The organism is Citrobacter sp. LUTT5, from assembly GCF_009905315.1.
In the GTDB taxonomy this organism is placed as follows: Bacteria; Pseudomonadota; Gammaproteobacteria; order Enterobacterales; family Enterobacteriaceae; genus Citrobacter; species Citrobacter freundii.
Genome location: NZ_CP047606.1, coordinates 2,945,306 through 2,970,284, shown reverse-complemented (window position 1 = coordinate 2,970,284; position 24,979 = coordinate 2,945,306). Strand labels below are relative to the sequence as shown.

General features: G+C 53.0%; 22 protein-coding genes. 16 read left to right on the top strand and 6 right to left on the bottom strand.

What is annotated here, in order from left to right; translation table 11 throughout:
• The first annotated feature begins 60 nt into the window (after positions 1 to 60).
• Entirely contained in the window at positions 61 to 987 is a 927-nt protein-coding gene (gene paaX / locus GUC46_RS14395; protein ID WP_161805914.1) for a phenylacetic acid degradation operon negative regulatory protein PaaX, read from the top strand.
• Between the two features lie 11 nt (positions 988 to 998).
• Positions 999 to 1,595 carry a phenylacetic acid degradation protein PaaY gene (gene paaY / locus GUC46_RS14390; RefSeq protein WP_044711783.1) on the top strand — a complete coding sequence of 199 codons (597 nt, stop codon included), beginning with the start codon at positions 999 to 1,001 and terminating at the stop codon, positions 1,593 to 1,595.
• Between the two features lie 22 nt (positions 1,596 to 1,617).
• On the opposite strand, the gene fhuE is transcribed toward paaY, so the two are convergent.
• Positions 1,618 to 3,804 (bottom strand): ferric-rhodotorulic acid/ferric-coprogen receptor FhuE, encoded by a 2,187-nt coding sequence (fhuE, locus tag GUC46_RS14385; RefSeq protein WP_044711786.1) that lies wholly within the window; start codon positions 3,802 to 3,804, stop codon positions 1,618 to 1,620.
• 349 nt (positions 3,805 to 4,153) lie between these two features.
• Between fhuE and hinT the strand changes: the two genes are divergently transcribed.
• From hinT to GUC46_RS14345, 8 genes are all read left to right on the top strand, one after another.
• Positions 4,154 to 4,513 (top strand): purine nucleoside phosphoramidase, encoded by a 360-nt coding sequence (hinT, locus tag GUC46_RS14380; protein ID WP_003030826.1) that lies wholly within the window; start codon positions 4,154 to 4,156, stop codon positions 4,511 to 4,513.
• Positions 4,514 to 4,515: 2 nt separating this feature from the next.
• Positions 4,516 to 4,890, top strand: a complete 375-nt coding sequence (locus GUC46_RS14375; protein WP_048216604.1) for a YcfL family protein — start codon at positions 4,516 to 4,518, stop codon at positions 4,888 to 4,890.
• Positions 4,891 to 4,903: 13 nt separating this feature from the next.
• The gene (lpoB, locus tag GUC46_RS14370) at positions 4,904 to 5,545 is read left to right on the top strand and encodes a penicillin-binding protein activator LpoB (protein WP_003846732.1); all 642 of its coding nucleotides are present in this window, start codon (positions 4,904 to 4,906) and stop codon (positions 5,543 to 5,545) included.
• Positions 5,526 to 6,350 (top strand): thiamine kinase, encoded by an 825-nt coding sequence (gene thiK, locus GUC46_RS14365; protein ID WP_003841846.1) that lies wholly within the window; start codon positions 5,526 to 5,528, stop codon positions 6,348 to 6,350. Before lpoB ends, thiK begins: the two co-directional genes overlap by 20 nt.
• A gap of 10 nt (positions 6,351 to 6,360) precedes the next feature.
• Positions 6,361 to 7,386: a beta-N-acetylhexosaminidase gene (gene nagZ, locus GUC46_RS14360; protein WP_003841848.1), complete on the top strand. Its 1,026-nt coding sequence runs from the start codon at positions 6,361 to 6,363 to the stop codon at positions 7,384 to 7,386.
• A gap of 21 nt (positions 7,387 to 7,407) precedes the next feature.
• The gene (ycfP, locus tag GUC46_RS14355; RefSeq protein WP_003030817.1) at positions 7,408 to 7,950 is read left to right on the top strand and encodes an alpha/beta hydrolase YcfP; all 543 of its coding nucleotides are present in this window, start codon (positions 7,408 to 7,410) and stop codon (positions 7,948 to 7,950) included.
• 236 nt (positions 7,951 to 8,186) lie between these two features.
• Positions 8,187 to 9,491, top strand: a complete 1,305-nt coding sequence (gene ndh / locus GUC46_RS14350) for an NADH-quinone dehydrogenase (protein ID WP_160180392.1) — start codon at positions 8,187 to 8,189, stop codon at positions 9,489 to 9,491.
• Positions 9,492 to 9,659: 168 nt separating this feature from the next.
• Complete coding sequence (locus GUC46_RS14345; RefSeq protein ID WP_003030814.1) at positions 9,660 to 10,199, top strand: glycine zipper 2TM domain-containing protein; 540 nt, start codon at positions 9,660 to 9,662, stop codon at positions 10,197 to 10,199.
• 57 nt (positions 10,200 to 10,256) lie between these two features.
• Here the strand turns inward: GUC46_RS14345 and GUC46_RS14340 are convergent, their stop codons facing one another.
• Entirely contained in the window at positions 10,257 to 12,437 is a 2,181-nt protein-coding gene (locus tag GUC46_RS14340) for a TonB-dependent siderophore receptor (protein WP_130714754.1), read from the bottom strand.
• Positions 12,438 to 12,692: 255 nt separating this feature from the next.
• Positions 12,693 to 13,328 carry a TetR family copper-responsive transcriptional repressor ComR gene (gene comR, locus GUC46_RS14335; RefSeq protein WP_016149993.1) on the bottom strand — a complete coding sequence of 212 codons (636 nt, stop codon included), beginning with the start codon at positions 13,326 to 13,328 and terminating at the stop codon, positions 12,693 to 12,695.
• 243 nt (positions 13,329 to 13,571) lie between these two features.
• Between comR and bhsA the strand changes: the two genes are divergently transcribed.
• Complete coding sequence (bhsA, locus tag GUC46_RS14330; RefSeq protein ID WP_003030810.1) at positions 13,572 to 13,829, top strand: multiple stress resistance protein BhsA; 258 nt, start codon at positions 13,572 to 13,574, stop codon at positions 13,827 to 13,829.
• A gap of 85 nt (positions 13,830 to 13,914) precedes the next feature.
• Here bhsA and GUC46_RS14325 read toward each other — a convergent pair whose 3' ends face one another.
• The 3 genes from GUC46_RS14325 to GUC46_RS14315 all read right to left on the bottom strand — a co-directional run bounded on the left by GUC46_RS14325 (position 13,915) and on the right by GUC46_RS14315 (position 19,659).
• The gene (locus GUC46_RS14325; protein WP_016149995.1) at positions 13,915 to 14,880 is read right to left on the bottom strand and encodes a L,D-transpeptidase family protein; all 966 of its coding nucleotides are present in this window, start codon (positions 14,878 to 14,880) and stop codon (positions 13,915 to 13,917) included.
• A 149-nt stretch (positions 14,881 to 15,029) separates the two neighbouring features.
• Positions 15,030 to 18,476, bottom strand: coding sequence for a transcription-repair coupling factor (gene mfd, locus GUC46_RS14320; RefSeq protein ID WP_160180389.1), 3,447 nt, complete (start codon positions 18,474 to 18,476; stop codon positions 15,030 to 15,032).
• A gap of 118 nt (positions 18,477 to 18,594) precedes the next feature.
• Positions 18,595 to 19,659, bottom strand: coding sequence for an acyltransferase family protein (locus GUC46_RS14315; protein WP_160180387.1), 1,065 nt, complete (start codon positions 19,657 to 19,659; stop codon positions 18,595 to 18,597).
• Positions 19,660 to 19,920: 261 nt separating this feature from the next.
• On the opposite strand from GUC46_RS14315, the gene lolC reads away from it, so the two are divergent.
• From lolC to cobB, 5 genes are all read left to right on the top strand, one after another.
• Positions 19,921 to 21,120 (top strand): lipoprotein-releasing ABC transporter permease subunit LolC, encoded by a 1,200-nt coding sequence (gene lolC, locus GUC46_RS14310; RefSeq protein WP_049002588.1) that lies wholly within the window; start codon positions 19,921 to 19,923, stop codon positions 21,118 to 21,120.
• Positions 21,113 to 21,814 (top strand): lipoprotein-releasing ABC transporter ATP-binding protein LolD, encoded by a 702-nt coding sequence (gene lolD, locus GUC46_RS14305; protein ID WP_003030805.1) that lies wholly within the window; start codon positions 21,113 to 21,115, stop codon positions 21,812 to 21,814. Before lolC ends, lolD begins: the two co-directional genes overlap by 8 nt.
• Positions 21,814 to 23,058, top strand: a complete 1,245-nt coding sequence (gene lolE, locus GUC46_RS14300) for a lipoprotein-releasing ABC transporter permease subunit LolE (protein WP_003030804.1) — start codon at positions 21,814 to 21,816, stop codon at positions 23,056 to 23,058. Before lolD ends, lolE begins: the two co-directional genes overlap by 1 nt.
• A gap of 89 nt (positions 23,059 to 23,147) precedes the next feature.
• Positions 23,148 to 24,059 (top strand): N-acetylglucosamine kinase, encoded by a 912-nt coding sequence (gene nagK / locus GUC46_RS14295; RefSeq protein WP_130714752.1) that lies wholly within the window; start codon positions 23,148 to 23,150, stop codon positions 24,057 to 24,059.
• A 15-nt stretch (positions 24,060 to 24,074) separates the two neighbouring features.
• Positions 24,075 to 24,896, top strand: a complete 822-nt coding sequence (cobB, locus tag GUC46_RS14290; RefSeq protein ID WP_003030799.1) for a Sir2 family NAD+-dependent deacetylase — start codon at positions 24,075 to 24,077, stop codon at positions 24,894 to 24,896.
• The last annotated feature ends 83 nt before the right edge of the window (positions 24,897 to 24,979 follow it).

The following is a 24,979-nucleotide window of genomic DNA, read 5'->3' as shown; positions in this document are numbered from 1 at the left end:
CGCTGATCTATTCCTGTGCTATGATTCAAAAAACACAAAAAAGACAACAGTATGAATCATATGGAAAAGCTCGATAGTTTTATTCAGCAGGCGGTAACCGCAATGCCGGTCAGCGGCACCTCGCTTATCGCCTCGCTTTACGGGGACTGTTTATCGCAACGCGGTGGAGAAGTCTGGTTGGGTAGTGTTGCCGCGCTGCTGGAAGGGCTTGGCTTCGGTGAGCGTTTTGTACGTACCGCACTGTTTCGCCTTAATAAAGAAGAATGGCTGGACGTGGTACGTATCGGCCGACGCAGTTTCTACCGCCTGAGCGATAAAGGGCTACGCTTGACGCGTCGCGCCGAGAGCAAAATCTACCGTGCCAGCGCCCCTGAGTGGGACGGTACCTGGCTGCTGCTGCTCTCCGAAGGGCTGGAAAAAAACATCCTGGCCGAAGTTAAAAAGCAGCTGTTATGGCAAGGTTTTGGCGTACTGGCGCCGAGTCTGCTGGCGTCACCATCGCAAAAGCTGGCGGACGTCCAGTCGCTGCTCCATGAAGCTGGGGTGGCGGAAAACGTCATCGTTTTTGAGGCGCATTCGCCGTTGGCGCTCTCCCGCGCCGCGCTGCGTGAGCGGGTAGAAGGGTGCTGGCACTTAACCGAACAAAATGCCATGTACGAGGCGTTTATCACTCTGTTCCGTCCGTTGTTACCGTTGCTGCGTGACGTCGGGCCGGACGAACTTACGCCAGAGCGCTGCTTCCAGATCCGCCTGTTGCTCATTCACCTTTATCGTCGGGTTGTGCTCAAAGATCCGCTGTTGCCGGAAGAATTGTTGCCTGCTCACTGGCTTGGGCAGACGGCGCGTCAGCTGTGTATTAATATTTATCAACGTGTTGCGCCCGGCGCCCAGGTTTTCGTCAGCGAAAAAGGCGAGAGCTCGGTGGGGGAACTACCCGCGCCAGGGCCGCTCTATTATCAACGCTTCGGCGGATTAGCCGAGGCGTAACAGGAGAAGCCATGCCGATTTACCAGATTGACGGGATGATCCCGGTAGTTCCTGCGGAAAGCTATGTTCACCCAACCGCAGTGCTGATTGGCGATGTCATTCTCGGCAAAGGTGTTTATGTTGGCCCCAATGCCAGCCTGCGCGGAGATTTTGGGCGTATCGTGGTTAAAGATGGGGCGAATATCCAGGATAACTGCGTGATGCACGGATTTCCCGGCCAGGATACGGTGGTGGAAGAGGACGGACATATCGGCCACGGAGCGATTCTGCACGGCTGTGTGATAGGGCGTAACGCGCTGGTCGGCATGAGCGCGGTGATTATCGATGGCGCGACCATTGGTGAGAACAGTATCGTTGGTGCTTCGGCGTTTGTGAAAGCGCGCGCCGAGATGCCTGCCAACCATCTGATTGTCGGCAGCCCGGCGAAAGCGATTCGCATGTTAACTGAGCAGGAGCTGGTGTGGAAAAAACAGGGCACTCGCGAATATCAGGTGCTGGTTGAGCGCTGCCAGAAGACGCTGGCAGAGGTGCAGCCGCTGACTGCGGTAGAACCCGACAGAAAGCGGCTGGAGTTTGATGAGAATTTGCAACCTAAGTCAGCGGGTTAGCAATTCTACGCAATACCTGGTGTCAGAACTGATAGCTTGCGGTGATGCTGACGTTGCGCGGCTCACCATAAACGATAGAACCGTCGATATTCGTGTCATAGGTTTTATCGAACAGGTTATTGAGGTTACCCTGCACTGAGAAGTTTTTTGTTACCTGGTAACGGGTGAACAAATCTACCAGGGCGTAGCTTCCCTGTTCCGCGCGGAATGTGCCATATGGCGTGACCGTATCGCTGTAAACACGATTCTGCCAATTGACTCCGCCGCCTACGGTCAGTTCCGGCATGGCTGGCAGGCGATAACGGGTGAACAGTTTTACCGTGGTCCGTGGCAGGTTAGGGTTTACAGCATTGCCTTCGTTGTCTTCAGCAACATAGCGTGTCGCGCCAAACGTCATCTGCCAGTTATCGGTGATCGCACCGTTAATTTCGAATTCGACCCCTTTGCTGACTGTACCATCCATCGCTTTAAAGGCCGTATCGCCATTGCTACCGGCGATTGGCACGCCGGTTGATTGCGCTACGTTATCCTGTTCAATGCGGAACACCGCGAGTGTGGTGGTTAAACGGCTGTTCATCCAGTCGGACTTCAGGCCAAGCTCATAGTTGTTGCCGGTAATCGGAGAGAGATATTTACCGGAACTGTCGCGCTTGTTCTGCGGCTGGAAGATTGAGGTATAGCTGGCGTAGGTAGACCAGTTATCGTCAATGTCATACACCAGGCCCGCGTACGGGGTGGTGTGGTTTTGCTCCATGCTGTAGGTCAGGGTGTCGATACGCCAATTGGTATAACGCGCGCCGACAATCAAATGCAGTGGGTCGGCCAGCGAAATACGCGTTGCGGCGTACAGCGATTTCATGTGCGTGGTATCGTCCTGAGCCAATGACTGCGGTTTCCAGTTAGTTTCCGGGAAGTTACCATCGTAGGTATAGAAGCTGCCGATTTCGTTGGGGAAAACGTTCGCCCACGAGCTTTCATAACGGTTATTCTGTTTACTGTAGCTGCCGCCCAGCATCAGATTATGCTGACGACCAAACAGATCGTAACCGCCGTCGGCAAATAGATCGACAGCATCCACTTTACGTTTACCGCTGTTCCAGCCGGTTCCTCCGACATAGTCATATCCCGGACCATAGTTGCCATATGGGCCAATCAGCGTGCCGTCGGCCTTATTAACATAGGCATCGAGGTACATCATTTTACTGTCGAACTTGACCTCGGAGTGGGTGGCGTTCATGGTCGCCTGCCAGGTATCGGCAAAACGTTGTTTGATGGTGACAAACACTTTGTTGAAGTCTTTATCGTTGTAAGCCCAGTCCGGCGCAGTGCTGCGCGAACGGTCATAGCTGTTTTTACTGCCATCGGTATTCCAGCGCGGTAATCCACCCCAGGTTGGGCTGTTGATATCAATGCGCTGGTATTCATAACCTGCAGACAGGCTGGTGGTGTCCCCCAAATCGGCATCGACAATCCCGGAGAAGAACATTTTTTCGCTATTGTAGCGATCAAGCCAGGAGTCGTTATTCTGGTAACCCGCCACGATGCGACCACGCACATTGCCGTCTGCCGTAAGCGGGCTTTGCAGATCGGTCACATAGCGTTGTTTGTTCCAACTGCCATATTCTGCAGAAACATTACCGGTGAACTCGCGGCTGGTGGCATGCTTACGGATCATGTTAATGGAGGCTGAAGGGTTACCCGTCCCGGTCATCAGTCCGTTTGCACCACGGACCACTTCGACACGCTCAAAAAGGGCGGTGTCGGAAAGGGCATCACCGAGATTCCAGCGGGATTCAAAATAGGTCGGGATCCCATCGACCATATAGTTATCAATCTGAAATCCGCGCGAGTAATAGCTGCTGCGATCGGAATCCGCCTGGCTTTTGCTTATCCCCAACGTGTTGTCCATCACATCGCCCAGCGTTTGCAACTGCTGATCTTCCATGCGCTGCTGGCTGACAATGCTGACCGATTGCGGAATATCGCGCTGTGTCATCTGCATTTTTGTGCCCGCGGTCGTCGATTTAACGCTGTAATCCTGTTCGTCGCTGGATGCGGCTGGAGCAGAACCCTCCACGATCACTGTCTCTTCAGCAGGGGCTGCGAGGCTGGTGGAAGGTAAAAGCGCTAGCGTGATGCAGGCTGCCAGCGCAGAAGGGGCAAGCCCCGGTTGGCGTTGAATATTCCCGTTGAGTGTTGTGAAAGACATCGAAAAGTCCTTGATAATTATTAATATTAAGTTCGAATCACCGGTAGTTGTGATGAGCCCTTTGGTTGTAAATTATTAAATGCGCATGTAAATACAAATGCGAAATATACGCATTAGCACTTAATGTGTAAACGGATGCTACGACATAAATGAAATATTGTTTCAGTACTATGCTTGAGCAATAGCGCTGGGAAATGGTTATAAGAGCAGCATTGACTGGGGTTTTCGCTTAAAAAATCGAGGGTTAAAGTTGAAAGAGCGTGAGTAACTCGCTCATACTCTATACTCGCAGAGTTACCCGGCGTAGCATGGCAAAACGCTTGGGCTGTTAATGAAAAAGGAAAACGTCGTGGCAGAAGAAACTATATTCAGCAAAATTATTCGTCGTGAAATTCCGTCGGATATCGTATACCAGGATGAACTGGTCACTGCGTTTCGTGATATTTCCCCTCAGGCACCTACGCATATTCTGATCATTCCTAACATCCTGATCCCAACCGTCAACGATGTGACGGCTGAACATGAACAGGCATTGGGCCGCATGATTACCGTTGCAGCGAAAATTGCTGAGCAGGAAGGCATTGCTGCAGATGGGTACCGCTTAATCATGAACACCAACCGCCACGGGGGTCAGGAGGTGTATCACATTCATATGCATCTGCTGGGTGGCCGTGCGCTTGGCCCAATGCTCGCGCATAAAGGTCTGTAGGCATGATCAGAGGATGCATTGCACTTTCACTGGGCTTGCTGCTACTGGCGGGTTGTCGAACACACCCAGAAATTCCGGTAAGTGATGAACAGTCGCTGGTGATGGAGTCAACGATTCTGGCGGCAGGTATAACAGCAGAACAGCCCACGTTAACCACGTCTGATATTCAGGCCTCGGCATCCTCGCGACTCTATAACGAAAGACAAGAACCCGTCATCGTTCATTATCGGTTTTACTGGTATGACGCCAGAGGGCTGGAAATGCATCCTCTGGAAGCGCCGCGCAGCGTGACTATCCCGGCTCATTCGTCGGTGACGCTGTACGGCAGCGCCAATTTTCTGGGGGCGCACAAGGTTAGACTTTATCTTTATTTGTAAGGGGTGAATCTTGATGATCAAAATGAATCGCTACGCACTGATTGCCGCGCTGGCGATGTTTCTCTCTGGCTGTGTGGTGCAACGAGAGCCCGCACCGGTAGAGGAAGTCAAGCCGGTGCCGGAACAGCCTGTGCAGCCGCAACAGCCGGTGCCGGTAGTGCCAACGGTGCCAACCATACCGCAGCAGCCGGGTCCGATTGAGCACGAGGACCAAACGGCGCAGCCGACGCCACGTCAACGTCATTATGACTGGAACGGGGCTATGCAGCCGATGGTCGGAAAAATGCTGCAGGCTGACGGCGTAAAAGCGGGCGGCGTTCTGCTGGTTGATAGCGTGAATAACCGCACCAACGGCTCGCTGAACGCGGGTGAAGCCACCGAAACCTTACGTAATGCTCTGGCGAATAACGGTAAGTTTACTCTGGTTTCCGCTCAGCAACTGGCAGTCGCCAAGCAGCAGTTAGGTCTGTCGCCGAACGATAGCCTCGGAACGCGCAGTAAAGCGATTGGTATCGCCCGTAACGTTGGCGCGCAGTATGTGCTTTATTCCAGTGCATCCGGCAACGTCAATTCGCCTGCGCTGCAAATGCAATTAATGCTGGTACAAACTGGCGAGATAATCTGGTCAGGTAAAGGTGCCGTTCAGCAACAATAACAGACTCACGCGCGGCGAAGTGTTGTCGCGCTATTTCCCGCAGTATCATCCCGTCGCAGCCAGCCAAACTGGCCTGAGCGGCGGGAGCTGCATCATTGAGCATCATTCTCACCGACTGGTACTGCGTTGTCATCACGACCCTGATGCGCCGGAATCGCATTTCTTACGCCAATATCATGCGTTAAAACACCTGCCAGAAAACCTTGCGCCACGTCCTCATTTTTATACGCGTGGGTGGATGGCCGTCGAGTTTTTTCACGGTAAGGTAGAATCCAGATTACCGGACGCCGACGAACTCGCAGGCTTACTGTATCATCTGCACCAGCAACCCCGATTGGGCTGGCGAATCAGCCTGCTGCCGCTACTTGAACAGTACTGGCAGTGTGGCGATCCGGCGCGTCGTACACCATGCTGGCTGCGCGCGCTGAAGCGGCTGAGGAAACGAGGTGAGCCTCGACCTTTGCGTCTGGGGCCGCTGCATATGGATGTTCACGGTGACAACATCGTACGCACAGCCTCAGGGCTGCGGCTGATTGACTGGGAATACGCCGGAGACGGTGATATTGCCCTGGAGCTGGCGGCGGTATGGGTCAGCGATGAATCCCAGCACCAACAGCTGGTTAGCACCTACGCTCAACGAGCGCACATTGAGCCAGACGTTTTGTGGCGACAAGTCAGACAATGGCAACCCTGGATAATGATGCTGAAGGCGGGGTGGTTTGAGTATCGCTGGCGGCAAACCGGTGATAGACAATTTATCAGGCTGGCCGATGAAACCTGGCGGCAGCTAACAATGAAAGGATAAGGAGAGCAGTGTGGGCCCAGTAATGTTGGATGTCGAAGGGTATGAGCTGGACGCAGAAGAGCGTGAGATTCTGGCGCATCCGCTGGTAGGTGGGTTGATCCTCTTTACCCGAAATTATCATGACCCGGAACAGCTGCGTGAATTAGTGCGACAAATCCGGACTGCGTCACGTAACCATCTGGTGGTGGCGGTAGATCAGGAAGGCGGACGTGTACAGCGTTTTCGAGAAGGCTTTACTCGCCTGCCTGCGGCTCAATCGTTTGCCGCGCTGCACGGTCTGGAAGAGGGCGGCAAACTGGCTCAGGACGCCGGATGGTTGATGGCCAGCGAAATGATCGCGATGGACATTGATATCAGCTTTGCACCGGTACTGGATGTGGGCCATATCAGCGCCGCAATCGGCGAGCGTTCTTACCACGCCGATCCGCTAAAAGCATTGGCGATGGCGACCCGCTTCATTGACGGTATGCATGCCGCAGGCATGAAAACGACCGGTAAACATTTCCCTGGTCATGGGGCCGTGACGGCGGATTCACACAAAGAAACCCCAACCGATCCTCGCTCAGAAGCCGAGATTCGTGCGAAAGATATGTCCGTGTTCCAGACGTTGATTACTGAGAACAAACTGGATGCCATTATGCCTGCGCATGTCATCTACAGTGATGTAGATCCGCGTCCGGCGAGTGGCTCACCTCACTGGCTGAAAACGGTGCTGCGCCAGGAGCTTGGCTTCGATGGTGTCATTTTCTCCGACGATTTGTCGATGGAAGGGGCGGCGATTATGGGAAGCTATGCCCAGCGTGGACAGGCATCGCTGGATGCAGGTTGCGATATGATCCTGGTCTGCAATAATCGTAAGGGAGCGGTCAGTGTGTTAGATAATCTGTCGCCGATCAATGCAGAACGTGTTACACGTTTGTATCATAAAGGTTCATTTTCACGTCAGGAACTGATGGATTCGGCACGCTGGAAGACGGTAAGCGCTCAGCTAAACCAGCTTCATGAGCGCTGGCAGGAAGAGAAAGCAGGTCATTAACGCAAGTTTGGCGAGGATGCGATGATTATCTATTTACACGGTTTTGACTCTAACAGCCCGGGCAACCATGAGAAGGTGTTGCAGCTGCAATTCATCGACCCGGATGTCAGGCTGATTAGCTACAGTACGCGGCATCCTAAACATGATATGCAGCATCTGCTGAAAGAAGTGGACAAAATGCTGCAGCTGAATGTGGATGACCGTCCGCTGATTTGTGGTGTAGGGCTCGGGGGATATTGGGCTGAACGGATTGGTTTTCTGTGTGATATTCGTCAGGTCGTGTTTAATCCTAACCTGTTCCCGTATGAGAACATGGAAGGCAAAATTGACCGGCCTGAGGAGTATGCAGACATCGCAACAAAATGCGTGACTAATTTCCGCGAAAAGAATCGCGATCGCTGTCTGGTTATCCTGTCGCGTCATGATGAAGCGCTCAATAGCCAGCGTTCGTCGGAAGAGCTGCATCACTTTTACGAGATAGTCTGGGACGAAGAGCAGACGCATAAGTTTAAGAATATCTCTCCGCATTTGCAGCGCATCAAAGCGTTCAAGACGTTAGGTTAATCCTTATTGAGTGCGTAAAAAACCAGCCATCGGGCTGGTTTTTTTGTTCTTAAAGTTCCGGTTGTCTATCTTTTCAGCATCAAAACTTGATACACATCAATTTTGGTATGACCAATGCACCGTTCGTGTTATTCTCACTCTCGAAGAACATTTTCATTACTGTAACTTGTTGTTAATTAAGAGCTATATTAATAACTTTTAATTAACAATTGGTTAATAAATTTGAGGGGGTCACGTTGACTACACCATTGAAAAGGATCGTGATTGTCGGCGGCGGTGCTGGCGGACTGGAAATGGCGACGCAGTTGGGTAAAAAACTCGGGCGTAAGAAAAAGGCCAAAATCACACTGGTAGACAGAAACCACAGTCACTTGTGGAAACCGTTACTGCATGAAGTGGCGACGGGTTCACTGGATGAAGGCGTGGATGCGCTGAGCTATCTGGCACATGCGCGTAACCATGGCTTCCAGTTTCAGTTAGGCTCGGTGGTGGATATCGATCGTGAAGCGAAGACCATTACTCTCGCTGAGCTGCGCGATGAGAAGGGGGATCTGCTGGTTCCTGAGCGTAAAGTGCCGTATGACACGCTGGTGATGGCGTTGGGCAGTACCTCCAACGATTTCAACACCCCTGGCGTGAAAGAAAACTGCATTTTCCTCGATAACCCGCATCAGGCGCGTCGTTTCCACCAGGAGATGCTGAATCTGTTCCTGAAGTATTCCGCGAATCTGGGCGCTAACGGAAAAGTGAATATCGCCATTGTGGGCGGTGGTGCGACGGGGGTTGAGCTCTCCGCTGAGCTGCACAATGCGGTAAAACAGCTGCACAGCTATGGTTACAAAGGGCTGACCAACGATGCGCTGAACGTTACGCTGGTGGAAGCTGGCGAGCGCATTCTGCCTGCGTTGCCGCCGCGTATTTCCGGTGCTGCGCATAATGAGTTAACCAAACTGGGCGTACGCTTACTGACCCAGACGATGGTTACCAGCGCTGACGAAGGCGGACTGCACACCAAAGATGGCGAATACATTAAAGCCGACCTGATGGTGTGGGCGGCGGGTATCAAAGCGCCAGACTTTATGAAAGACATTGGCGGTCTGGAAACGAACCGTATTAACCAACTGGTGGTTGAGCCAACTCTGCAGACCACGCGCGATCCTGACGTGTACGCGATTGGCGACTGCGCTTCCTGCGCTCGCCCGGAAGGGGGGGTTGTGCCTCCACGCGCTCAGGCAGCACACCAGATGGCGACCTGTGCGATGAACAATATTCTGGCACAGATGAACGGCAAGCCACTGAAAGCGTATCAGTACAAAGATCACGGCTCTCTGGTCTCGCTCTCTAACTTTTCTACCGTGGGTAGCCTGATGGGCAACCTGACTCGTGGTTCGATGATGGTGGAAGGGCGTATTGCGCGCTTTGTATACATCTCACTGTACCGCATGCACCAGATTGCTTTACACGGCTACTTCAAAACCGGCCTGATGATGCTGGTCGGCAGTATCAACCGGGTGATTCGCCCGCGTCTGAAACTGCATTAATATCGACTTGTGGCGCCGGATGATTTTACGCATCCGGCGCCTTCCTTCAGAGTTCTCCGAATCATCCTGCGTTCATGCCTCATCCTGCTATTTTCATCCGTAATCTGATTGGCATTCCTTACCTTCTGTTGCAAAGTTGTTGCTAATAGCAAAAAAGGAGGAAGTCCCGTGAATAAATCAATGTTGGCGGGTATAGGGATTGGCGTAGCTGCTGCGCTGGGTGTTGCAGCAGTGGCCAGTCTGAACGTTTTCGAGCGTGGCCCACAGTATGCGCAAGTTGTCTCTGCAACACCGATTAAAGAGTCGGTAAAAACACCGCGTCAGGAGTGCCGGAACGTAACTGTCACGCACCGTAAGCCGGTACAAGATGAAAACCGTATTGCGGGTTCCGTATTGGGTGCGGTTGCGGGTGGCGTTATTGGCCACCAGTTTGGCGGCGGACGTGGTAAAGATATTGCCACCGTGGCCGGGGCTTTAGGCGGCGGCTATGCAGGTAATCAGATTCAGGGTTCGATGCAGGAAAACGATACTTACACCACCACACAGCAGCGTTGTAAAACGGTGTATGACAAATCTGAAAAGATGCTGGGCTACGACGTGACGTACAAAATTGGCGATCAGCAGGGGAAAATCCGTATGGATAAGGACCCCGGCGCGCAAATTCCGTTGGATAACAACGGACAGTTGGTACTGAATAACAAAGCGTAAAATAGCATTATCCTGAACATTAGCCCCCCATTCGCTCAGGCTGGGGGGCTTTTTTTATCAGAAGGTTAAGGCGTAGTTCAGACCAAAGGTGCGGCCCCGGCCCTTGTATTCATACAGTGACGGACTGCCGTAGGTTGGGCTGTACAGCAGTGGCGCACGTTGTCCCCACAGCGTGGTGTACTCTTCATTCAGCAGGTTTTCCACGCTAAAGGTCAGCTTACCCAACGGGAGCTGATAGCTGCCGATAAAGTCCATGGTGTTATAGCCATCCAGCTTATTGCCGCTGGCGTCGGTCAGATCAAATGTTTGCTGGCTCTGTACGCGCAAGGTCCACGGTTCTGGTGCCCAGCCGACCCACGCGGTTGCTTTCGACGGTGAGGCCAGAGTCACATCCCATTTTTGCCAATTACCGTTCTGTTTCACTTCTGATTTAATGACATTGAAGTTGCCGCCCAGGCTCCAGTCCGTATCCGCAATGAAATAATCCACCGCGCCTTCAAGGCCATAAATGCGGCGATCGTCGGGTTGAACGTTAATGGTCATATCGCTGCGGTTGATAACGATCGATTTATCCGAAGTCGAGTAGTAAGCGGCCAGTTGCGTGCGCAGACTATCGCCGGTGTAGCGCCATCCCAGTTCGTACGAGTTAACTTTAATCCCTTCCAGACGTGAATCCGCCACGTTGACGCTGCGCTGGAGCTGGTAATGATCGCCAACCAGCGAATAGGTGCCGTTACCGTAATATTTCCCTGGATCCGGAAGCTCCACGCCCTGAGAGAAATTAAACCACGTTTGCTGACGGTCAGTCAGATGGGCGAGGATACCGGCGTTGAACAGGAAATTATCGTAATCGGTTTTGCCGCCCGGAATGGTATCGGCAGAGTTCGCAAGCCCGGTCGCGATTCCCTGCTGTTGAGCATAGCCAACGAAATCATCAACCCTGTTTTCGGTCCATTGATAGCGCACGCCGCCGCTGAGGGTAAAGATGTCGTTAATGTCATAGCTGTTTTGCAGGAAAGGCGCGAAATTGGTGATGCTGTAACCGGGGTAACGCCCGGTGGTATAAGCGGTGCGGTTATCCATGCCGCCGGAGGGCAGGGACCAGGCCAGATCGAAGAATTTCTGATTGGAATCGAAGGTCTCGTGATCGGCATCGATACCCCACGTCAACTCCCAGTTATCCATCAACTGGCTGTTGAGGGTAATTTTGGCGCCAAACTGGTCTGTGTCCTGCTGTGATGCGGAGAAACTGGTGACCTTACCTTTGCTGAGCGTCGGGAAAGGATAGAATTTCAGCGATTCGTCGCGGTAATAGATTTGGCTGACCAGGTTCTGGCCGAAAAAATCCGCATCTGAATATTGCAGGCTGATCAGATGACGTTCGGTGCCGGGAATACGATCGGAATTCAGTCCGCTGCTGGTATAAGCTTTACCGTTTCCGGTCACGGCGGACATGTTCTCGCCGAGATCCAGCCCGTAATCATCATCCCCCTGGCTCTTGTAATACTGTGTAACCAGTTGCAACTGACGGTTGTCGTCAAGTTCAATCGTCCCGGTGCCCATCACGTCCAGACGATCGGAGTGCTGTAGCCCGGTTTGGGTGTTATCCAGCAGCAGGGCATCGTGATTACCGTCATACCAGCCGCCAAATCGTTGATACGCGACGGACATACGCCCGGAAGCGCGATCTGTTCCTCCACTCACCGCCGCGGCAACGCGTTCATCATGATCGTTACTGTTGTTGAAGCCGCTTTTGCTCCCCAGTTCGAGTTCTACTTCACGCTCCGGCTGGCCTTTTTTGGTGACGATGTTGATTAATCCGCCGGTACTGCCACCGCCATAAAGTGAGGTTGCGCCTGAAATGACTTCAATGTGCGCAATGTTAAACGGGTCAATGGAGTCAAGTTGACGGCTGTCGGTTCGCGAGGAGTTCAGACGGACACCGTCAATGAGCACGACAATGGCGCGACCACGCATGTTCATGCCGTAGTTTGTACGCCCCTGGCTACTGACATCGATGCCTGGGATTAACTGAGCAAGAACATCCTTGAACTCTTTCCCCCCCTGAACCTGTTGTTCAATCTCGCTTCCTTCAATAACCCAGGTCGTTTGCGCCATTTCTGCCACGGTGCGTTGGCTACGGTTGGCGCTGACGATAAGGTTCTCTTCCTCAGCCGCAATGGCCGGGAGGGTTAAAGACAACAGGAGAGGATTGAGCACCCAGAGACGCTTATTCATTTGTATTCCTTTTAAAAAGAGTCGATCTGTTTTTGTTATGGCGGTAGAGAAACCGATGGTTACATTGTGAAACAGGTATTAAAACAAATGCGAATATTGCTGATAACAATTGTCGTTATCAATACCTTTTACAAAAAATGATCGGATAACACGATGAAAACAATGAGAAATGTAGGGACAATGGAACGGGAATCTAACCGGGGGCTTTATCAGCTCCCGGGGGTGTTAGTACAGCGGGGGAATTGCGGGAAAGGGTTAAGCTTTGACGAGTTCGGGCCACAGTCGCAGGGTGGTACGTGCGATCTGCATCAGTTTTTCAAACGTTGCACCTTCACGGGCGCTGATCGACATACCTTGTAAAATACAGTTCAGGTATTCAGCCAGTTTTTGCACGTCACAGTAGGCGGGGATTTCACCTCGTTGCTGACGTTGATGAAGAAACTGAGTAAGCGTCTGTTCCTGCATTGCATGGCGGGATTTCACCGTGTGCGCAATATCGCGGGAAGAGGCTGCCAGCGTCGCAGAAGTGTTAATCATGAAACATCCCGCCGGGGTGTCCTTGCTGGTAAAGCAGGTCGCTACGGCGGTGAAATAGTCTTCCAGTGCGGACTCAAGGCTTTTTTCTTCACAAAACAGCTGAGCTTCGTGTTTCGCCGCAAAGCGGGTGATGTAGCGGTCCAGCACGGCACGGAACAACCCTTCTTTATTGGTGAACTCCGCATACAGCGTGGGCGCTTTTGCGCCGGTAGCTTCTACGAGATCGGCGAGCGAGGTCGCTTCATATCCGTGCTGCCAGAAGAGTGTCATGGCCTTATCAAGCGCGGCTTCCCTGTCGAACACTTTTGGTCGGCCACGGCTTTTTTTTGCACAACCTGTCGTTTCAGTTGTCATGGCGCCGATGTACCTTTGTTGGGTTTATTGAATAACCATTATAAAAATATTCGACTGCACACTCCAGCGGATTCACGATAAAAATAAATTATATCTATTGTCATGAAAAATAAGACCTTTATATTTTATATAACGATCATTATAAAAAAGTATTGACGTGTGACCTGGATCACATCTATGATTTACCTATCGATCGTTAAGTTAATCTTTCCGACACCCATTCATCTGCTAAAGGTCACTATCATGAAAAACGTAAAAACCCTGTTTGTTGCTGCTGTTCTTAGCTCACTGTCATTTGCAAGCTTCGCCGCTGTTGAAGTTCAGTCCACACCTGCGGGTCAAGAGAAAGTCGGTACTATTTCTGCGAATGCGGGGACTAACTTAGGTTCACTGGAAGATCAACTGGCGCAGAAAGCCGATGAGATGGGTGCGAAGTCTTTCCGTATTACTTCCGTTACCGGCCCTAACACCCTTCATGGGACTGCTGTTATCTACAAATAAGATTTAACCCATCGCAATGCCACTGCGAGTTAAATAAAAAACCCCCGCGGAATAAAATCCAGCGGGGGTTTTTTATGTGCGGAGTTTACATCGGCTGTTGAGCAACGTCGTGATGACGGGTCACATCGACCGGCATGCCTGAGCGAATCTCCATCGCATGATCCATGACGGCGGCATCTGTTTGCGCCGCATTTTTAAATGTCTGCATGGACGCGTTCAGCACGATTGGCAACAGTTGCGGGTCGTCATTGATTTTTTCGGACAGCGGCTGATGTACTTCTACTAGCCGCACGCCGTTAGGCTCAACGGATGCTTTGATCGGCGTATTGATAATATTGACCTTAGTTCCGGGCGTTACCTGACGGAACAGGGTTTCGATATCACCGTCGCGCAGACGAATACAGCCGGAACTGACGCGCATGCCGATGCCAAAGTCAGCATTGGTGCCGTGCAGCAGATAGACGCCGCCGTATGCCGCTAAGCGAATTGCATGATGGCCCATCGGGTTATCCGGACCGGCAGGTACAACGGCAGGCAGGTCAATTCCGTTTGCTTTGTATCGCGCGCGGATATTTGCCGTCGGCGTCCAGGTGGGGTTGGCGCGTTTATCAGAAATGGTGGTTACCATCGTAGGCGTCAGCGTGTCACCACCTAACTGGCCAATACCAATAGGATAAACGGTCACCGAATTGGTCCCCGGCTGGTAATAATAAAGACGCAGTTCGGCGAGGTTGATAACAATACCTTCGCGCGGGGCGTCAGGTAGCAGAGTTTGTAATGGAATAGTCAGCACGCTGCCTGGACGTGGTACGTAAGGGTCAACGCCGGGGTTGGCCTGCAGCAGCGCTAAAAAGCCGACATTATATTTTTTCGCAATCGCCTCCAGGGAACCGCCATTGTCTTCAACAACGTGAACGGTATTCTGGCCCACCAGACGGCTTCCCGGCGGCGGTAGCGGCCAGGTGTTTGCCTGAGCCGGAAGTGCTAACGCGAAGGTCGCTGCCAGCGTAAAAAACGCGAGCCAGCGAGAGAGTCGTTTATTGTTTAACATCACCATAAATCCATTGTTTTTACGTGGTTTTTATTATGTAAAAGTAAACGAGAATTATGGCGGTTTGCTGTGTCTGGAAGTGCAGGGAAGTGCAAAGAGTTTGTAAATTCATCAGGCCGGGTGAGTGGTGTGCTCACCCGGCCTGTTCACTATGCTACGGCGTTTTCTTCAAGCTGACGCATAAACTGGCGGACCCAGTCGATCCGCGTTTTACGCTCGCCCAGATCTTGCATAAATTTCAGTCGGGTTGGGCCGTCCAGACGGAAGTGTTGCGGTTGTTTTTGCAGTAAACCAATCAGCCAGACCGGGTTGACGTGGTTTTTCTCGGCAAATTCGATGGTACCGCCTTTGTCATGACCTTCGAGCTTTCTGATCCCCAGTTTCTGCGCCTGCTGGCGTAAACGAGCGATATCTAGCAACGTACGGGCCGGGTCGGGCAGCAGGCCAAAACGATCTATCAGCTCGACCTTAATCTCTTCCAGTTCGTTTTCGCCTTTCGCGCTGGCAATGCGCTTGTAGAACGATAGTCGGGTGTTAACATCCGGTATATAGCCATCCGGCAGCAGAGACGGCATACGCAATTCAACTTCGGTTTGCTGGCTGGTGAGATCTTCCAGTGACGGTTCGCGTCCCTCTTTGAGCGCATCGACAGCATTTTCCAGCAGCTCCATATACAACGAGAAGCCGATGCTTTCCATGGAACCACTTTGATCTTCACCCAGCAGTTCCCCGGCGCCGCGAATTTCAAGGTCGTGGGTCGCCAGCGCAAATCCTGCACCCAAATCTTCCAGCGAAGCGATGGCTTCCAGACGCTTTTGCGCGTCGGTGGTCATTGCTTTTGGATGCGGCGTCAGCAGCCAGGCGTACGCCTGATGGTGTGAGCGTCCCACACGACCGCGTAGCTGGTGCAATTGCGCTAAACCAAAGTGATCGGCGCGTTCGATGATAATGGTGTTTGCGGTCGGAATGTCGATCCCGGTTTCGATAATGGTGGTACACACCAGCACGTTAAAACGCTGATGGTGGAAATCGTTCATCACGCGTTCCAGCTCGCGCTCGCGCATTTGCCCGTGGCCGATACCAATACGCGCTTCCGGCACCAGTTCTGCTAATCTGTCAGCGGTTTTCTGGATATTTTCGACGTCGTTAAACAGATAATAAACTTGTCCCCCGCGCAGAACTTCACGCAGGATCGCCTCGCGTACCACCAGGCTGTCGTATTCGCGCACGAAGGTTTTGACCGCCAGACGACGAGCGGGCGGCGTGGCGATGATCGACAGATCGCGCATACCGCTCATCGCCATATTGAGCGTACGCGGAATAGGCGTTGCCGTCAGGGTCAGAATATCGACATCCGCACGCATCGCCTTGATGCGTTCTTTGTGGCGAACGCCGAAACGGTGCTCTTCATCGACAATCAGCAGACCCAGATCTTTTAACTTCACATCCGCTTGCAGCAGTTTGTGCGTGCCGATGAGAATATCAATTTTCCCCTCGGCAACCTGTTCCAGAATCTGCGCTTGCTCTTTGGCGCTACGGAAACGGGACAACATCTCAATGCGTACCGGCCAGTTGGCAAAACGATCGCGGAAGTTGTCGAAGTGCTGCTGTGCGAGCAGGGTAGTCGGAACCAGCACGGCAACCTGTTTGTGGTTCTCTACGGCAAGGAAAGCGGCGCGCATCGCGACTTCGGTTTTACCAAAACCGACGTCGCCGCACACCAGGCGGTCCATGGCCAGAGGTTGGCACATATCGCTGAGTACAGCGTTGATCGCCTGCGCCTGGTCAGGCGTGGTTTCAAACGGGAAGCTGTCGCAAAACAGCTGATACTGTTCACGGTCATGCTTAAAGGCAAAGCCTTCTTTCGCTGCGCGCTGGGCATAAATATCCAGCAGCTCTGCCGCGACATCGCGCACCTTCTCAGCGGCTTTCTGTCGGGCGCGTGACCAGGCATCACCGCCCAGTTTATGCAGCGGTGCATTCTCTTCTGCACCGCCTGCATAGCGGCTGATCAGATGCAGTGACGACACCGGCACGTACAGTTTGGCATCGTTGGCATAGGTGAGCATCAGATATTCACCGGTGATACCGCCCGCTTCCAGCGTGGTCATCCCGGCATAGCGACCCACGCCGTGTTCCAGATGCACTACCGGCTGACCGGGATGCAGCTCTGCAAGGTTACGAATTAATGTATCCGGGTTGATGGTGCGACGCGAATCCTGGCGGCGACGCGCCACGCGTTCCCCAAGCAGATCGCTTTCACAAATCAGTGCCAGATTGCGTTTGCTATCGATGAAGCCGTGCTCAGCTGCGCCAATCATCAGATAACGACCGTTATCTACGGCTTCATCGAGTCGCAATATCCGCTTCGGTGCCACTTTGATACGAGCGAGCAACTCGCCAAGCGCTTCACGTCGGCCTTCACTTTCGACCGAGAAAATCACCGGGCCGGTAAAGCCCTCAAGGAATTTACGTAACGCATCTAACGGTGATTTTTGCTGTGCCTGCACGGCGATGTCCGGCAGCTTCTGGAACCCGAGGTTGGTATTCGCAGCTTTGTTCGCCAGACTCTCGGTTTTCAGTTGAACGCGCGGCCAGCGTTTAAGTTCAGAAAACAGCTCATCAACCCGCAGCCACAGCGATTCTGGCGGCAGAAGCGGGCGCATTGGATCAACACCGCGATTTTCAAAGCGTGACAGGGTATCGGCCTGGAAGCGTTCTGCGCTGGTCTCGATATCACCGGTATTGACCAATAACGTATTGGCAGGGAAGTAGCTGAACAGCGGCGGCAGCGGCTCGCTGAAAAACAGCGGTTGCCAGTATTCAATACCCGCAGGTAACGTGCCTTTGCTGACCTGCTGATAAATATGTTCGGCGTCGCGTTTAACCTCAAAGGTATCGCGCCACTGACTACGGAATAGCTCGATGGCCGTTTTGTCAGTCGGGAATTCGTGCGCGGGAAGCAAATTAATGGCATCGACTTCTTCCAGCGTGCGCTGGGTGTCGGTATCAAACAGACGCAGGCTGTCGATTTCGTCATCAAAGAAATCCAGACGATAAGGCAGCTCGCTGCCCATCGGGAACAGATCCAACAACGCGCCGCGCGTGGCGTATTCGCCGTGTTCCATGACCTGATCAACATGGCGATAGCCAGCGCTATCCAGCTGTTCGCGCAGGGCGTCGCGCGAAAGCCGCTGACCTTTTTTCATGACCAGCGCATGCCCGTGCAGATAGCTGTGCGGACAGACACGCTGCATCAGGGTATTTATCGGAACGATCAGTACGCCTCGCTGCATGGCAGGCAGTTGATACAGCGTAGAGAGACGCGAAGAGATAATCTCCTGATGGGGAGAAAAGCTGTCATAGGGCAGCGTTTCCCAGTCGGCCAGGTTCATCACCATCTGGTCGGTAAACTGACGAATTTCATCATGCAGGCGCAAAGCATTTTGCATGTCCGGCGCGATCAGCACCACTGGACCGGCGTGATGTTCGGCGATTTCGGCGACCAGCGTTGCGCAGGCGGCACCGGTAAGCTCACCCAACTGGCGCTGATCGCCAGCTTTCGCTGGGAGCGTGTAACGATGTTGTTCAGGCATTCGGTTGTCAGGTTCTCGTTTAGATATACATCTGATAAGCAATGTTCTTTATTATCCGTGATCGTTTCTCATAAGCAAATTGATTCGCCCCCTGATGGGGGCAAAAAGCGCGTTGGGGTTAGCGCGAAACGACCGATAAAGAAGGCGGGGAAAAGAGCAGGTCGGCCACTGTTTTTTGTGAAATTTTACGCACCAACAGGCCAAACAAGGTGCACAGCAGCAGGCAGGCGAATGGATACACCAGCAGCAGGGCCAGCTCTGCATATGCAGGCCAGGCGGCATGATTAATGTTGGGGATTAGCGTTAAGCTGAATAGCTCAACCAGAATTCGGTGGGTGGTGTAGATGGCGATGGTATTGGCACCAATCACGCTTAACGGGCCGGACTCACGCATACCAAAGCGCAGCTCAAATTGATAAAACAGCTTCATGATCAGCACAATGGAAAGAAGAGAAAGTAATAGTGAGACATTTGCCAGCCACGCGACGATGGCGGCGATTGCGCTAACCAGAACAATGAGCGCATGGCGGCGCAGGGGCACCTCCTTAATCCATACCATCAGCGTTGCGCCAAACCATGCACCGAGGCTGTACCAGGGCAGATTGCGAATCACGCTGTTCATTCCCCACCACGGCGTCGGGACAAAGTTGATCGTCACGCTCAGCGCCACAAATAACGCCAACAGCGGCACCGCCCAGCGGCTGAAAATTTTACACAGAACAAAATAGACAATCAGTGCGTACAGATACCACAAGCTGGTACTGGCGGTCAGCATCCCGTGGGTAAAACCTGCGATCGAACCAGCATAAGCGGCGTTGGCAGCATGGCTCAGATCGCGCTGTGGGGCCAGCCAGTTATTGAGCGCCACTAACGCCAGCCATTGCACCACACCCCAGAGTATCAGCACCCAGGCAATACTCCAGATCCGTTTATCCACGCAGGTGGTCCACGGGACGCTATCAATGTAGCGACGGATCAGATATCCCGAAATAAAGAAAAAGACCGGCATGCGAAACGGCGCCAGGTACAAATTGAGGTAAATCCAGCATTTGCTCAGCAGCTCTGAAAGCGGATGCTGAAAAGTAGTGAGGTGCGGGTAAAATGTGATTACCGAGTGGTAAATCACCACCAGACAAATACATAACCATTTGATTTGATTAATCCATAGTTCTTTTTTATTCATCGAGACGGCGTATCCATATTGTTGGTTATAGCCTGCCATCCTGCGCAACCCGCTGTGCGCTGTAATGCGTAACTGTCTGCATTTTGATTTTTTAAGATAAAGATCAGGGACCAGGATGGAAGGGAAGACGGACAACTTTAGCGAATTGATTTATTTATACTTTTAGGAATAGTGCTGACGAACACTTACGGTTCAGTCATTTACCCATTCCGCTTTCGCTTATATACTCGTGACTTTGCTAACAGCAACCAGACGGATTTCATGTACCAACCTGTCGCTCTATTCATCGGCCTGCGTTATATGCGTGGGCGTGCAGCAGATCGCTTCGGTCGCTTCGTTTCCTGGCTCTCCACCATTGGCATTACCCTCGGGGTAATGGCGCTGGTCACGGTGTTGTCGGTGATGAACGGTTTTGAGCGCGAGCTGCAAAACAATATTCTTGGCCTGATGCCTCAGGCCGTTCTCTCGTCTGAACAGGGTTCCCTCAACCCGCAACAACTGCCGGAAAAAGCGGTGGTGTTGAACGGCGTCAACCGCGTTGCACCCATAACTACGGGAGATGTGGTGCTGCAAAGCGCGCGTAGCGTGGCGGTCGGCGTGATGCTCGGTATCGATCCGGCGCAAAAAGATCCGTTAACGCCGTATCTGGTCAATGTGAAGCAAACAGATCTGCAACCGGGTAAGTATAATATCATCCTCGGCGAGCAGCTTGCCGGGCAGTTGGGCGTGAACCGTGGCGATCAAATTCGCGTGATGGTGCCTTCGGCCAGCCAGTTTACGCCGATGGGACGTTTGCCGAGCCAGCGTCTGTTTACGGTGATTGGCACCTTCGCCGCCAACAGCGAAGTAGACGGCTACCAGATGCTGACCAACATTCAGGATGCTTCCCGCCTGATGCGCTATCCGGTGGGCAATATTACCGGCTGGCGTCTGTGGCTGAACGAACCGTTAAAAGTTGATACGCTGAGCCAGCAAACGCTGCCGCAGGGCACCAAATGGCAGGACTGGCGCGAGCGCAAAGGGGAACTGTTCCAGGCCGTGCGCATGGAGAAGAACATGATGGGGCTACTGCTTAGCCTGATCGTGGCTGTGGCGGCTTTTAATATTATTACCTCGCTGGGTCTGATGGTAATGGAGAAGCAAGGAGAAGTGGCGATTCTACAAACGCAGGGGCTAACGCCGCGGCAGATAATGATGGTGTTTATGGTTCAGGGGGCCAGTGCCGGGATTATCGGCGCGCTGCTTGGCGCGGTGCTGGGCGCATTGCTCGCCAGCCAACTGAACAATTTGATGCCAATTATTGGTGTGCTGCTGGATGGTGCGGCGCTGCCGGTCGCTATCGAGCCGCTGCAGGTTATCGTCATTGCGCTGGTGGCGATGGCCATCGCGTTGCTGTCTACGCTTTATCCTTCCTGGCGCGCTGCCGCCACTCAACCCGCTGAGGCTTTACGTTATGAATAAGATCCTGTTGCAATGCGACAACCTGTGCAAACGCTATCAGGAAGGCACTGTGCAGACCGATGTCCTGCACGATGTCAGTTTTAGCGTCGGCGAAGGTGAGATGATGGCGATTGTCGGCAGCTCTGGCTCCGGCAAGAGTACGCTGCTGCATCTGTTAGGCGGGTTGGATACCCCGACTTCCGGCGACGTCATTTTTAGCGGTCAGCCAATGAGCAAGCTCTCGTCGGCGGCGAAAGCGGAACTGCGTAATCAGAAGCTGGGCTTTATTTACCAGTTCCACCATTTACTGCCGGACTTTACCGCGCTGGAAAACGTAGCGATGCCGCTGCTGATAGGCAAGAAAAAACCGGCTGAAATAACCGAGCGCGCACGGGATATGCTGAAAGCCGTAGGACTGGATCATCGTGCCAGTCATCGCCCGTCTGAACTGTCTGGCGGCGAACGCCAGCGTGTGGCCATCGCTCGTGCGCTGGTGAATAACCCGCGTCTGGTCCTGGCGGATGAGCCAACGGGTAACCTGGATGCGCGTAACGCGGACAGCATTTTCGAGCTTCTGGGCGAGCTGAACCGTTCTCAGGGCACGGCATTTCTGGTGGTGACGCACGATCTGCAACTGGCGAAGCGGATGAGCCGCCAGCTGGAGATGCGCGATGGTCGCCTGACGGCAGAACTGAGCCTGATGGGAGCTGAGTAATGGCTTCGCCTTTATCGTTATTGATTGGTCTGCGCTTTAGCCGTGGTCGGCGGCGCGGCGGTATGGTTTCGCTGATATCTGTGATTTCCACTGTTGGCATCGCGTTGGGTGTGGCGGTGTTGATCGTTGGTTTAAGTGCCATGAACGGATTTGAGCGTGAGCTGAACAACCGTATTCTGGCCGTAGTCCCACACGGAGAGATTGAAGCCGTAAATCAGCCATGGAATAACTGGCAGGAAGCGCTCGACAAAGTACAAAAAGTGCCGGGTATTGTCGCCGCGGCGCCTTATATCAACTTTACCGGACTGGTAGAGAGCGGGGCGAACTTACGCGCGGTGCAGGTGAAGGGCGTTGACCCGAAACAGGAACAGCGTTTAAGCGCACTGCCATCCTTCGTGCAAAACCATGCCTGGGATAATTTTAAAGCCGGTGAACAACAAATCATCATTGGTAAGGGTATTGCCGATGCGCTGAAGGTGAAGCAGGGCGACTGGGTGTCGATTATGATCCCTAACGCCAGCGCGGATCATAAATTACAGCAGCCTAAACGCGTGCGTTTGCACGTAACGGGAATTCTGCAGCTGAGCGGTCAGCTCGATCACAGCTTTGCCATGATCCCAATGGAAGATGCGCAGCAATATCTGGATATGGGAACCAGCGTTTCCGGGATTGCGCTGAAGGTTAACGACGTGTTTAACGCCAATAAGCTGGTGCGGGACGCGGGTGAAGTCACCAATAACTATGTTTATATTAAGAGCTGGATCGGTACTTACGGCTATATGTATCGCGATATCCAGATGATTCGCGCCATTATGTATCTGGCGATGGTGCTGGTGATTGGTGTGGCCTGCTTTAATATCGTTTCCACGTTAGTGATGGCGGTAAAAGACAAAAGCGGCGATATTGCGGTATTAAGAACCCTCGGGGCGAAAGATGGGTTGATCCGTGCCATTTTTGTCTGGTACGGCCTGCTGGCGGGTCTGTTTGGTAGCCTGATAGGCGTCGTCATCGGGGTGGTTGTCTCGTTGCAACTGACGCCGATCATCAACGGAATCGAGGCGCTTATCGGTCATCAGTTCCTGTCCGGCGATATCTATTTCATTGACTTCCTGCCGTCGGAATTACACTGGCTGGATGTGATTTACGTGCTGGTGACAGCACTCGTGCTGAGTCTTTTGGCAAGTTGGTATCCGGCGCGTCGCGCCAGCAATATTGATCCTGCGAGAGTACTTAGCGGCCAATAACAACAATAATACACGACAGCATTCATGCTGCATCAAGGCGTAGCCAACGCAGAGGCATCTTGAAGGATGACGTGTATCAAGGAGCGGTGATGTATTACGGATTTGACATCGGCGGGACCAAAATTGCGCTGGGCGTGTTTGATAAGCAACGTCGTCTGCAATGGGAAACTCGCGTCCCTACACCTCGCGACAGCTACGACGCTTTCCTTGATGCGGTCTGCAATCTGGTGATGGAAGCTGACCAGCGTTTTGGTATCAAAGGTTCGGTCGGTATCGGGATTCCTGGCATGCCGGAAACGGAAGACGGCACGTTGTACGCGGCCAACGTTCCTGCCGCCAGTGGCAAACCGCTCCGCGCAGATCTTAGCGCTCGCCTTGACCGCGATGTTCGTCTGGATAACGATGCGAACTGTTTTGCTCTCTCCGAAGCCTGGGATGACGAGTTTACCCAATATCCGCTGGTGATGGGGTTGATCCTCGGTACGGGCGTTGGCGGCGGCCTGGTGCTTAACGGGAAATCCATCACCGGACGCAGCTATATCACCGGCGAGTTTGGTCATATTCGTTTGCCGGTCGATGCGCTGACGCTGATGGGCTTTGATTTCCCGCTGCGCCGCTGCGGATGCGGCCAACTGGGATGCATCGAAAGCTATCTTTCCGGCGGTGGATTTGCGTGGTTGTATCAGCATTACTACCATCAACCGCTGGATGCCCGTGAAATTATCGCGTTGTGGGAGCAGGGCGATGAACATGCGCGTGCACACGTAGAACGCTATCTGGATTTGCTGGCGGTGTGTCTTGGGAATATCCTGACTATCGTCGATCCTGATTTGGTGGTGATTGGCGGAGGCTTATCGAATTTTACCGCTATTACGACGCAACTGACGGACCGACTGCCACGTCATCTGTTGCCGGTTGCCCGGGTACCGCGTATTGAGCAGGCACGGCACGGTGATGCCGGCGGGATGCGCGGGGCTGCTTTCCTACATCTTACCGATTAATACAAAGAGGTTGTTATGCTGTCGCGTCGGGGTCATCGGTTAAGCCGCTTTCGTAAAAATAAACGCCATTTGCGCGATCGCCTGCGTCAACGAATCTTTTTCAGAGACAGAGTGGTGCCTGAATTGATGGAAAAACCAAGAGTGCTGGTACTGACGGGAGCGGGAATCTCCGCTGAGTCAGGAATTCGAACCTTCCGCGCGGCGGATGGTCTCTGGGAAGAACATCGGGTTGAGGACGTTGCGACTCCGGAAGGATTTAGTCGAAACCCGGAACTGGTTCAGTCGTTTTATAACGCCCGTCGCCATCAATTGCAACAGCCAGAAATCCAGCCCAACGCGGCGCATATCGCACTGGCAAAACTCGAAGCCGAACTGGGCGACCGTTTTTTACTGGTGACGCAGAACATTGATAACCTGCATGAGCGTGCGGGCAGCCAGAACGTTATCCATATGCACGGCGAACTGCTCAAGGTTCGCTGCTCGCAAAGCGGGCAGATTCTGGAATGGAAGGACGATGTGACCCCGGAAGATAAATGTCACTGCTGTCAATTTCCGGCACCGCTGCGACCACACGTGGTGTGGTTTGGTGAAATGCCGCTGGGCATGGATGAAATTTACATGGCGCTGGCAATGGCGGATGTATTCATTGCGATTGGCACATCGGGACATGTTTATCCGGCTGCGGGTTTTGTGCATGAGGCGCGACTGCATGGGGCACATACGGTAGAACTAAATCTCGAACCGAGCCAGGTTGGCAGCGAGTTTGAAGAGAAGTATTACGGTCCGGCAAGCCAGGTGGTGCCAGAGTTTGTTGAGAAGTTATTGAAAGGTCTGTGAACACGGATGGCGTAGGCCCGATAAGCGCAGCGCCATCGGGCAGTGATGATGCGCCGGATGCGACGCTGGCGCGTCTTATCCGG

Excerpts from the sequence above, each read along its gene's own strand:
- paaX (WP_161805914.1), top strand. The coding sequence starts at position 61 with ATGGAAAAGCTCGATAGTTTTATTCAGCAGGCGGTAACCGCAATGCCG.
- paaY (WP_044711783.1), top strand. The coding sequence starts at position 999 with ATGCCGATTTACCAGATTGACGGGATGATCCCGGTAGTTCCTGCGGAA.
- fhuE (WP_044711786.1), bottom strand. The coding sequence starts at position 3,804 with ATGTCTTTCACAACACTCAACGGGAATATTCAACGCCAACCGGGGCTT.
- GUC46_RS14375 (WP_048216604.1), top strand. The coding sequence starts at position 4,516 with ATGATCAGAGGATGCATTGCACTTTCACTGGGCTTGCTGCTACTGGCG.
- lpoB (WP_003846732.1), top strand. The coding sequence starts at position 4,904 with ATGATCAAAATGAATCGCTACGCACTGATTGCCGCGCTGGCGATGTTT.
- ycfP (WP_003030817.1), top strand. The coding sequence starts at position 7,408 with ATGATTATCTATTTACACGGTTTTGACTCTAACAGCCCGGGCAACCAT.
- GUC46_RS14340 (WP_130714754.1), bottom strand. The coding sequence starts at position 12,437 with ATGAATAAGCGTCTCTGGGTGCTCAATCCTCTCCTGTTGTCTTTAACC.
- comR (WP_016149993.1), bottom strand. The coding sequence starts at position 13,328 with ATGACAACTGAAACGACAGGTTGTGCAAAAAAAAGCCGTGGCCGACCA.
- bhsA (WP_003030810.1), top strand. The coding sequence starts at position 13,572 with ATGAAAAACGTAAAAACCCTGTTTGTTGCTGCTGTTCTTAGCTCACTG.
- GUC46_RS14325 (WP_016149995.1), bottom strand. The coding sequence starts at position 14,880 with ATGTTAAACAATAAACGACTCTCTCGCTGGCTCGCGTTTTTTACGCTG.
- mfd (WP_160180389.1), bottom strand. The coding sequence starts at position 18,476 with ATGCCTGAACAACATCGTTACACGCTCCCAGCGAAAGCTGGCGATCAG.
- GUC46_RS14315 (WP_160180387.1), bottom strand. The coding sequence starts at position 19,659 with ATGAATAAAAAAGAACTATGGATTAATCAAATCAAATGGTTATGTATT.
- lolC (WP_049002588.1), top strand. The coding sequence starts at position 19,921 with ATGTACCAACCTGTCGCTCTATTCATCGGCCTGCGTTATATGCGTGGG.
- lolD (WP_003030805.1), top strand. The coding sequence starts at position 21,113 with ATGAATAAGATCCTGTTGCAATGCGACAACCTGTGCAAACGCTATCAG.
- lolE (WP_003030804.1), top strand. The coding sequence starts at position 21,814 with ATGGCTTCGCCTTTATCGTTATTGATTGGTCTGCGCTTTAGCCGTGGT.
- nagK (WP_130714752.1), top strand. The coding sequence starts at position 23,148 with ATGTATTACGGATTTGACATCGGCGGGACCAAAATTGCGCTGGGCGTG.
- cobB (WP_003030799.1), top strand. The coding sequence starts at position 24,075 with ATGCTGTCGCGTCGGGGTCATCGGTTAAGCCGCTTTCGTAAAAATAAA.